10 protein-coding genes and 2 rRNA genes are annotated in these 9,976 nt (G+C 40.1%); 9 read left to right on the top strand and 3 right to left on the bottom strand.

The window, feature by feature from the left end:
- A 5S ribosomal RNA gene (gene rrf / locus I2E21_RS11990) occupies positions 1 to 117 on the bottom strand.
- A gap of 310 nt (positions 118 to 427) precedes the next feature.
- Between rrf (I2E21_RS11990) and I2E21_RS11985 the strand changes: the two genes are divergently transcribed.
- Positions 428 to 1,189: a C39 family peptidase gene (locus I2E21_RS11985; RefSeq protein WP_022234311.1), complete on the top strand. Its 762-nt coding sequence runs from the start codon at positions 428 to 430 to the stop codon at positions 1,187 to 1,189.
- 365 nt (positions 1,190 to 1,554) lie between these two features.
- Here the strand turns inward: I2E21_RS11985 and I2E21_RS11980 are convergent, their stop codons facing one another.
- Positions 1,555 to 2,208: a Crp/Fnr family transcriptional regulator gene (locus tag I2E21_RS11980; protein ID WP_022234312.1), complete on the bottom strand. Its 654-nt coding sequence runs from the start codon at positions 2,206 to 2,208 to the stop codon at positions 1,555 to 1,557.
- A gap of 242 nt (positions 2,209 to 2,450) precedes the next feature.
- Here I2E21_RS11980 and leuC point away from each other — a divergent pair, with 242 nt between their 5' ends.
- From leuC to I2E21_RS11940, 8 genes are all read left to right on the top strand, one after another.
- The gene (gene leuC, locus I2E21_RS11975) at positions 2,451 to 3,716 is read left to right on the top strand and encodes a 3-isopropylmalate dehydratase large subunit (protein ID WP_195411471.1); all 1,266 of its coding nucleotides are present in this window, start codon (positions 2,451 to 2,453) and stop codon (positions 3,714 to 3,716) included.
- A gap of 24 nt (positions 3,717 to 3,740) precedes the next feature.
- The gene (leuD, locus tag I2E21_RS11970; protein WP_022234314.1) at positions 3,741 to 4,220 is read left to right on the top strand and encodes a 3-isopropylmalate dehydratase small subunit; all 480 of its coding nucleotides are present in this window, start codon (positions 3,741 to 3,743) and stop codon (positions 4,218 to 4,220) included.
- Between the two features lie 188 nt (positions 4,221 to 4,408).
- Positions 4,409 to 5,176, top strand: coding sequence for a nucleotidyltransferase domain-containing protein (locus I2E21_RS11965; RefSeq protein WP_195411470.1), 768 nt, complete (start codon positions 4,409 to 4,411; stop codon positions 5,174 to 5,176).
- Between the two features lie 190 nt (positions 5,177 to 5,366).
- Positions 5,367 to 6,104, top strand: coding sequence for an SDR family oxidoreductase (locus tag I2E21_RS11960; RefSeq protein WP_186935339.1), 738 nt, complete (start codon positions 5,367 to 5,369; stop codon positions 6,102 to 6,104).
- Between the two features lie 142 nt (positions 6,105 to 6,246).
- Positions 6,247 to 8,091, top strand: coding sequence for an excinuclease ABC subunit UvrC (gene uvrC / locus I2E21_RS11955; RefSeq protein WP_186935338.1), 1,845 nt, complete (start codon positions 6,247 to 6,249; stop codon positions 8,089 to 8,091).
- Between the two features lie 112 nt (positions 8,092 to 8,203).
- Positions 8,204 to 8,749: a 16S rRNA (guanine(966)-N(2))-methyltransferase RsmD gene (gene rsmD, locus I2E21_RS11950; RefSeq protein ID WP_022234318.1), complete on the top strand. Its 546-nt coding sequence runs from the start codon at positions 8,204 to 8,206 to the stop codon at positions 8,747 to 8,749.
- Positions 8,749 to 9,240, top strand: coding sequence for a pantetheine-phosphate adenylyltransferase (gene coaD, locus I2E21_RS11945; RefSeq protein WP_022234319.1), 492 nt, complete (start codon positions 8,749 to 8,751; stop codon positions 9,238 to 9,240). Before rsmD ends, coaD begins: the two co-directional genes overlap by 1 nt.
- A 26-nt stretch (positions 9,241 to 9,266) precedes the next feature.
- Positions 9,267 to 9,734: a hypothetical protein gene (locus I2E21_RS11940; protein WP_022234320.1), complete on the top strand. Its 468-nt coding sequence runs from the start codon at positions 9,267 to 9,269 to the stop codon at positions 9,732 to 9,734.
- 124 nt (positions 9,735 to 9,858) lie between these two features.
- Here the strand turns inward: I2E21_RS11940 and rrf (I2E21_RS11935) are convergent.
- Positions 9,859 to 9,975 (bottom strand): 5S ribosomal RNA (gene rrf, locus I2E21_RS11935).
- Between the last annotated feature and the right edge of the window lies 1 nt (position 9,976).

Here is a 9,976-nt window from a genome sequence, read left to right as displayed (position 1 = left end):
TGTTGGCATCTCCCTATCTTTCCGGGCCGTCACCAGCCAAGTATTTTCGGCACCACTGAGCTTAACTTCTGTGTTCGGTATGGGAACAGGTGGACCCTCAGCGTCATTAACACCAACTGTTTAATTGTGTTCTCTCTTGAGAACAGTATTGATTATATCACTGTGCGTTCACTTTGTCAACACTTTTTTACAATTTTTTTACAAACACAAAACATATCAATTAAAGGCAATTATTGACAATTAAATAATTCAGTTTGAGTTATTTTTACCGTCAGAAAGCTTTTATTATAAAAACAAATTTTGCCTAATCTATCTTAAATTTGAGAAGTGACAACTTATTTACAACAATATTACTCCGAAAAGATTGTTTATTGTCAAAGCTTGTGGTATAATTTGTACATATGTTTACTTGAAACGGAGAATTGCGATGAAGAGAAATATTGCAATAAAAATCACCGCTTTTTTGCTTTCCGCAATGAGCGCTATAACTTTGATTTCAGGCTGTGGCAAAAAAAATGACATTGCCGATGATTTTAGGGAAAACAGCACTGCAACAGTATCAAGAGCGTCAAGGGACAGTTGCGTTATTCAAAATTTCGATATAATATATCAGGAGCCTGAACTTCCTACGGGCTGTGAAGTAACTGCCCTTACAATGGCTATGAACTACAGCGGCTGCAATGTTGACAAATACACTATGGCTACCGAATACCTCCCCTGCACGCCTTACGACATTGAGTACGGCGAGGACGGAAACCTTTACGGCTCAAGTCCCGAACAATACTTTATCGGCGACCCTACAAGCGTTTACGGCTATGTCTGCGGCACAACTCCTATTGTAACGGCGGCAAATAACTATTTTAAATACACGGGCAGCAAACTGAAAGCCATAGACATTACAGGTTCTACCCCTCAGGAACTGTACGAACTTGTCGATAAAGGCTACCCGATTGTGGTATGGGTTACTATAGGTATGGTTGAACGCAGTGACATTGAATCCTGGACAGGAACAGACGGCAAACAATACGATTGGTGTATGGACGACCATGCAGCCGATTTGATTGGCTACAGTGCCGACACGGTAACCATAGCAGACCCTATTAACGGACTTGTTGAATATCCGAAAGAAAATTTTGAATCTGTCTTTACATCAAGAAATAATAAATGCGTTGTACTGAAAAACGGATGAGATTATTTTAATACTACGAAGTATTAAATACTGTGTTTATAATAAATATTTGCAAAGGAACGGTGGCGGCTGTTTCAGCTCCCTTGCGAAAGGGGGTGTATTCCAATGGCATAGATTACATACTTGTTTGTTCTCGCAATTGTTTTACACCGCCGAACTTGAAAATGTATATTACAGTGAAAAATCGGATTGCTTTATCGTTGCAGACATTGAAAACAACAATGTATATTTGCACAGTGTGCTTTACAAAAATTACATTCCGCTATTTTTAAAAACTTACACACTTTTCTTGACAAAGCCAAATAGTTTGGCAAGTTTCAAATTTGATTTTTAAAATAGTAATTTGCTAAACAATATTTACATTATTATTTTTCCCCGCAAATTTTTTCAAGACCTGCTTTGTCGAGTATTTTTATTCCTCTGTAATGTGTGGCAAGTATGCCTTGCGACGATAATCTGCTTAGTGTTTTGGTTACCGTAATTCGTGACACGCCTACCGTCAATGCAATTTCCTCGTGTGTGAGCGATACTTTGCCGTCAACCATATCGTCAAGCAAAAGTTTTGCTATTCGTGCGTCTGCCTGCATAAATGTCATTGAGTCAAGCTGGGTGGTAAGCAGTCTTATTCTTGTGGCGAGAATTTCAAGCAGTTCAAATGCAATCGGAGGATTTTTTTGAATAAGGTCGAGGAGAATTTTTTTATCAATAATGGTCAGCTCGCTTGCAGTTACGGCTTTTGCGGAGCTTACCCTCGGTTTGTGGTCAAAAAATGCACCTTCGCCTATAAGTTCACCTTTTGAGGCAGTGTTCAGAGTTTTTTCCATTCCGTCGGGAGAAATCATAAATACAGTTGCTTTGCCTTTCTTTATATAGTAAAAGCTGTCTGCAATATCGCCTTGGTGATAGATTATTTCGCCTTTTGCAAAAGATTTGGTGTACGGCAAACTGTCAAACAGAGTTTTCATATCGTAGTGTATGTTGTAAAGTTGTGTGGGAGGAGTGTTGAGATTTTTTTCCATAGTTTCACCTCGGTTGTCGATTGGTAAATGCGGTTTATAAAACTTTTGCCGAGCAATTATAAAAGTGTGGTCAACCTTTTTAACGGCTTGACCTAAATTCTTAAGTTATTTGGCTAAAATTGAGCGATAAACCATATTTTAGCGACAAAGTTCTTATTTTGCTTTAATTGTAGCATACTTTACAATCTTTTTGCAAGCGGTATGTAATAATGATATTAGAAAAAATATAAGGAGTGATATTTATGGGTATGACTATGTCACAGAAAATTCTTGCGGCTCACGCAGGTCTTTCAGAGGTTAAGGCAGGTCAGCTTATTGAGGCTAAACTCGATATGGTACTCGGTAACGATGTAACATCACCTGTTGCAATCAATGTTTTTGAACAGAACGGTGCAACAGCAGTATTTGATAACACTAAAATTGCTATGATTATGGACCACTTTACTCCTAATAAGGATATTAAAGCGGCTACTCAGGTTAAGCAGGTAAGAACTTTTGCAGATAAATATGACATCAAAAACTACAGAGATGTAGGTCAGATGGGTATTGAGCACGCACTTTTGCCTGAACAGGGTCTTGTCGGACCGGGCTGCTTGTGCATCGGTGCAGACTCTCACACCTGTACATACGGTGCCCTCGGTGCATTTTCGACAGGTGTCGGCTCAACAGATATGGCCGCAGGTATGATTAGCGGTAAGGCATGGTTCAAAGTTCCTGCCGCTATTAAATTTAATCTTGTCGGCAAGCCACAGGGATTTGTAAGCGGCAAAGATGTTATCCTCCACATTATCGGTATGATAGGTGTTGACGGTGCGCTTTACAAATCAATGGAATTTACAGGCGAGGGCGTGCAATATCTCAACATTGATGACAGACTTTGCATTGCAAATATGGCTATTGAGGCAGGCGCTAAAAACGGTATTTTCCCTGTTGACGATGTAACCCGTGAATACTGCAACGGCAGATATCAGGGTACACCTGTTGAATATACAGCAGATGAGGACGCTGTGTACGACGAGGAATACACAATTGACCTTAGTGAAATCCGCCCGACAGTTGCTTTCCCGCATCTTCCGGAAAACACAAGAACAGTTGACGAAATCGGCGAAACAGAGGTTAAGATTGACCAGTGCATTATCGGTTCCTGCACAAACGGCAGAATTACCGACCTTAGAGCTGCCGCAGAGGTATTCAAGGGCAGAAAGATAGCAAAGAATGTAAGATGCATTATCTTCCCGGGTACACAGGCAATCTGGTTACAGGCTATGCACGAGGGACTTTTTGATATATTTATTGAGGCAGGCGCAGTAGTTTCTACTCCGACTTGCGGCCCTTGTCTTGGCGGACATATGGGTATTCTTGCCGCAGGCGAAAAAGCTATTTCAACAACAAACCGTAACTTTGTAGGCAGAATGGGTCATGTTGACAGTGAGGTTTACCTCGCAAGCCCGGCTGTAGCTGCCGCAAGTGCTGTTAAGGGTTACATTACAGACCCTGCAAAGCTTTGATTTTTTGAAAGGTAGGTACTGATTATGAACGCTAAGGGTACAGTCCACAAGTTTGGCGACAATGTAGATACAGATGTAATTATTCCTGCTCGTTACCTCAACACAGCATCTCACAAAGAGCTTGCCGCTCACTGTATGGAGGATATTGACGCAGAATTTGTAAATAAGGTTCACGAGGGTGACATTATGGTTGCCGAAAAGAACTTCGGCTGCGGTTCTTCAAGAGAACACGCACCGATTGCAATTAAAGCAAGCGGTATTTCCTGCGTAATTGCTTCGACTTTTGCAAGAATTTTCTACCGCAACTCAATTAATATCGGTCTTCCGATTCTTGAGTGTGACGAGGCAGCAAAGGAAATCAAAGAGGGCGATGTTGTTTCCGTAAACTTTGATACAGGTGTTATCACAGACGAAACAACAGGCAAGACTTATCAGGCAGAGCCTTTCCCGGAGTTTATTCAGAACATTATTAAAAAAGGCGGACTTATTAAGTCTATTATGTAATTTATGGGCAACGAAGGCAAAACTTTGCCGCTTTTTTGCAAAATTAAAGGTTCTGTCCTAAATGTTGGAGTAGTATTAATAAATTATTTAGATAAAGCTATGCGCTAAACCATAATTTCCAAAACTTTTGACAAAGAACCTTTTTATCGGAAATTAAAAAAGCTATACATTAACAAGATTGGTGAATTATGGTAAACGAAATTTTTGAAAAACTTTCCGCATTGCCGCAGGTAGAGGCTATTGCTCTCGGCGGTTCCCGTGCAAACGGTGTTTTTGACGAAAAATCAGATTATGATGTTTATGTGTATGTTACAGATAACATCGACAACGGTGTAAGAGAAAATATCCTTGCGCCTTACTGTTCGCAAATGGAAATCGGCAATCATTATTGGGAGTTTGAAGACAATATTATACTCAAAGACGGTGTTCCTATGGACATTATATACCGTCCTATGGATAAATTCGATAAATTTATAAGCTATACTGTTTTTGAACATCACGCAAACCACGGTTATACAACTTGTTTTTGGCATAACATTATTACATCGCAGATCGTGTATGACCCAAGCGGTAAATATGCGGAGATTAAAAAGAAGTTTACCGTTCCGTATCCCGAAGAACTCCGTCAAAATATTATAGATTTAAATATGAAGATGCTTTCGGGTATTTTGCCGTCATTTGACAAGCAGATAAAAAAAGCGATTGACAGAAACGATTTTGTAAGTGTAAATCACAGAACAGCCGCTTTTGTTGCAAGCTATTTTGATGTTATTTTTGCAGTGAACAGACTTACCCACCCGGGAGAAAAAAGACTTGTTCAAATTTGCAAGGAGCGCTGTGAAATTTTACCAAAGGATTTTGAAGAAAATCTTGACAAATTGCTTAAGGAAAAACCGACTGAAAAAATTATGGAAGTTATTGCCGATATGGTGAAAAACCTTAAAGAGATAATTTAGATTTAAATTTATTTTTATTTAGTTATAGTTGCCGCAACATTTAAACAAACAGCTTTGTTTTCGCTTATGCCGATTCAAAGCTGTTTTTATTTATTTCAAACCGTTGCCAAATAACCTAATCTTGTAAATGTAATTTATAGATGTTATAATTATCATATAAATAAAACGGAGATGAAACGGAGATGAAGGTTTGAAAACAGCAGTAATCACAGGAGCGTCGGGCGGTATCGGCTCGGCAACGGCGCTTGCTTTTGCAAAGGACGGATACAATGTTGTTTTGCAGTATAACAATTCACAAGACAAGGCGCTTGCGCTTGCAAAAAAGATAGAGAACGAAACTAACTCGACTGCATTACCTGTTAAAGCGGATGTTTCATCTTCGCAAGAAGTTACTTTCCTTTTTGACGAAGTTGAAAATCGGTTCGGCAATGTTGATGTGCTTGTGAATAACGCAGGAATAGCACAGCAAAAACTTTTTACGGATATAACGGATGAGGATTGGAGAAGAATGACAGGCACTAACCTTGACGGCGTTTTTTATTGCTCAAGAGAGGTACTGAAACGCTTTATGATAAAAAATCACAGCGGGGTTATACTAAATGTCAGTTCAATGTGGGGGCAGGTAGGTGCGTCCTGCGAGGTGCATTACAGCGCCGCAAAGGCAGGCGTAATCGGACTTACAAAGGCGCTTGCAAAGGAAGTCGGACTTTCAGGTATTCGTGTCAATTGCATTGCACCCGGAGTTGTGATGACCGATATGATGAAATCGTTTGACGAGCAGACTGTGAATGAATTAAAAGATGAAACTCCGCTCAATATGCTCGGCGAACCTGATGATATAGCGCAGACCGCATTGTTTTTGTGCTCGGATAAGGCAAAGTTTATTACAGGACAAGTCCTCGGTGTAAACGGCGGATTTGTGATATAAATTCAGATTAACAAAGAAAATATAAAAATCGGTTTTTTATACTCTGTTTTATGATTAAGGTTTGTTTATTACGGAATTTTTAATCAATCTTTTAACGCTATTATAATAAAATGTTGAAAACTTCGTTCAAAGGAGAATATCAATGAATCCCAAAATGGCAATACTCCGCAAAAGAGCTATGGCACTGCCTCTTTTGCCCGGGGTATATATTATGCATTCCGCTGACGGTGAAATTATTTACATCGGAAAGGCAAAGGCTTTGAGAAACCGTGTCAGCCAATACTTTGGTTCTCAAAACAACCACGCAGAAAAAGTGCGCCGTATGGTTGACAATGTTGACCACTTTGAATACATTATCACAGACAGCGAGTTTGAGGCGCTCATTCTTGAGTGCAGTCTGATTAAACAGCACACCCCAAAATATAATATTCTCCTTAAAGACGATAAGGGCTACAGTTACATCAAGGTCAGCGGCGACAAATGGCGCAAAATTTCTTATGTTCTCCAGAAAAATGACGATAATGCCGAATATATCGGACCGTACAAAAGCAGTTACTATGTAAAGAGCGCAGTTGAGGAGGCTAACAAAATTTTTATGCTCCCAACCTGCAATCGCAAGTTTCCGCAGGATTTTGGCAAGGGCAGACCGTGTCTTAACTATCATATCAAACTTTGTTCCGCTCCGTGTACGGGAAAGGTGAAATTTGCCGATTATAACGAAAGCGTAGAACAGGCGCTTGCGTTTTTAAAGGGAGGTTCGTCAAATTCGGTTAAAGACCTCACTAAGAAAATGGAGGAGGCGGCAGAAAATCTTGAATTTGAAAGAGCCGCAAGAATCCGTGATAAAATCAGCTCAATTAAAAAAATGGGGGACAAGCAAAAGGTTGTTGCAAACAAGGTTCTTGACGAAGATGTTATCGGCAGTTTTTCGGACGGAAAAAAGACCTGTTATCAGGTATTTCGCTTTGAGGGCGGCAGGCTTTTTGACAGAGAAAGTTTTGTTTTTGATTCGGGCGACAGTGACAGTGAAACCGAGGAATTTATCTTGCGCTACTATACTATTCGTGACGATATACCGAAAAATATTGCCATTGACAAAGATTTTGACGGTTTGACAGCAATGCAGGATTGGCTGAGCGAAAAGCGTGGCAGTAAGGTGTATGTTACAGTTCCGCAAAGGGGTGAGCAGGCACAGCTTATGGCAATGTGCCGTTCAAACGCCGCCGAAGAACTTGCACAGCGCAAGGGTGCGACAGTCAAGGAATACAGTGTGCTTGAAGAGCTTAAGGAATTGCTCGGACTTGAAAAAATACCGCAATACATTGAAAGCTACGATATTTCAAACCTTGCCGGTACGGAAAATGTTGCGGGTATGATTGTTTATAAAAACGGCAAGCCGTACAAGTGCGCCTATAAAAAATTTAAGATAAAGGGTTTTGAGGGACAGGACGACTACGCATCTATGGCGGAGGTTATCGGCAGACGATTTGACGAATACTATAAAGCTGAAAAGGCAGACGAGGGCTTCGGAAAACTGCCCGACCTGATTTTGCTTGACGGCGGTAAAGGTCAGGTTGCGGTAGTAAAAAAAGTTTTGCGGGAAATGAATATTGATGTGCCGCTTTTCGGCTTGGTTAAAGATGACAAACACCGTACAAGGGCGGTTACGGGTGACGGCGGAGAAATTTCTGTCAGCTCACGCAGGGCACTGTTTACTTTCCTTAGCAAAATGCAGGACGAAGTGCACCGCTTTGCAATCGGCTATCACCACAGCAGGCGAAGTAAAAATACTTTTAAAAGCTCGCTTACCGATATTGACGGCATAGGGGAGAAGAGAGCAAGGGCAATGCTTAAGTATTTCAGGACGATTGACAATATTTCAAAGGCAGATCTTGAAGAGCTTGAGGGATGTCCGCAAATGACAAAAAATGCGGCAATAGCAGTGTACAGATACTTTCATTCAAATGAAAAAACGACAGAAAATTGAATTAATAAAAATGTTGTAATTTTTGTAATAATATGTTATAATTATGTAATATTGAAGAAAATACATTCGTAATAAGTGCTTTTATGCTTTATACGAAAAAAAGGAAGATGTTATGAGGGTAATAACAGGAACGGCAAAAGGCAGGCGACTTGAAACCCTTGAGGGAGAAGATGTAAGACCTACCACCGAAAGAATAAAAGAGGCCGTATTTTCAATTATACAGTTTGAAATTATGGGGCATACATTTCTCGACCTTTTTGCAGGCTCGGGACAGATGGGTATTGAGGCAATAAGCAGAGGCGCAAGCTCGGCGTATTTTGTTGATGCATCAAAAAAATCGCTTGATGTAGTGCGAAAAAATGTTTCTGCGGTTAAATTTGACAAAGAGGCAAAGCTGTTTGCAATGGATTACCGCAGCTTTCTTTCTATGAACTCAACCGAGTTTGACATAGCGTTTTTAGACCCGCCGTACAAAAAAGGAATTTTGCAGGACGCACTTCCTATTGTGGCGGAGAATATGCGTGAAACAGGCATAATTATTGCAGAAAATCCCTTTGACGAACAAATTTCTGCAAATTACGGCGATTTTGTACTTGACAGAGAATATCGCTATGGTAAAATAAAAATAAGCACATTCAGACATAAGGATTTTTTGTAATGGAAAAAACAGTTATTTGTCCGGGCAGTTTTGATCCGGTTACGCTGGGACATATCGACATTATCAAGCGTGCCGCAAATATGTTTGACAAGGTTATAGTCGGTGTGTTTACCAACGAAAAAAAGACTCCGAGCTTTTCTGCGGAGGAGAGAATACAGTTTTTAAAGGAATCAACCGCAGGTATCGAGAATGTTGAAATAGTAAGCTACAGCGGCTTGCTTGCTCAATATTGCAAAGAGCGCAAGGTTGACGCAATAGTAAAAGGATTAAGAGCTGTGTCTGACTTTGAATATGAATTTCAGCAGGCACTCACCAATAAAAGGCTTAATCCGCAGCTTGAAACAATATTTTTGACAGCGGAGTCGGAGTCAATGTATTTAAGTTCAAGTATGGTGCGTACGGTAGCTTCTCTCGGCGGTGATATAAGCAATTTTGTTCCCGAGATGATTCATGACAGAATTGTTGAAAGACTTTATAAAAAAGAAAAGTAAACCTTAAATAAAGGAGATAATAAATTATGAAAATTGATGATTTAATTTTAGAGCTTCAGGATATACTCGGCTCGGCTAAGTCCGTACCTTTTTCAGGCGGCAAGGTAATGGTTGACAGCGATGAGATGTACAACATTATTGAGCAGATTCAGGACGCAATGCCGTCAGAAATCAGCCAGGCAAAGAATGTAGTTGCCGACAGAAAGGCAATTCTTACAGAGGCTAAGAAAGAAGCAGAAAACATTATTCGCAATGCCGAAGAGCGCAAAAAGACAATCCTCAATCAGAACGAGCTTGTTCGTGAGGCAAAGGTTAAGGCTAAGGAAATTGTTGACGATGCAAAGGCAAAATCAAAGGAAATCCGCACAGCTACAAATGTTTACTCTGACAGCATTTTAAAGACAACAGAAGAAACACTTTCTTCACAGCTTGATATTGTAAAGAAAACAAGAGAAAAGTTTTCAGAACAGCAGAGAACGCAGAAGAAAGCATAATTCAAAATTGAATTACAGTTAAGTAAAGCCCTGTCATAATTTAAACTATGACAGGGCCTTTTTTGTTTTTTGAAATTAAAAATTGCAAAAGAAAAAATCCATCTGAATCAGATGGATTTCATTATGTTGGCATCTCCCTATCTTTCCAGGCCGTCACCAGCCAAGTATTTTCGGCACCACTGAGCTTAACTTCTGTGTTCGGTATGGGAACAGGTGGACCCTCAGCGTCATCAACACCAACT

Origin of the sequence: Ruminococcus sp. BSD2780120874_150323_B10, from assembly GCF_015553695.1 — a bacterium.
GTDB classification, from domain to species: domain Bacteria; phylum Bacillota; class Clostridia; order Oscillospirales; family Acutalibacteraceae; genus Ruminococcoides; species Ruminococcoides intestinale_A.
Note: the sequence above shows the minus strand (reverse complement) of the source record. Positions and strands in the feature narration are given on the sequence as shown.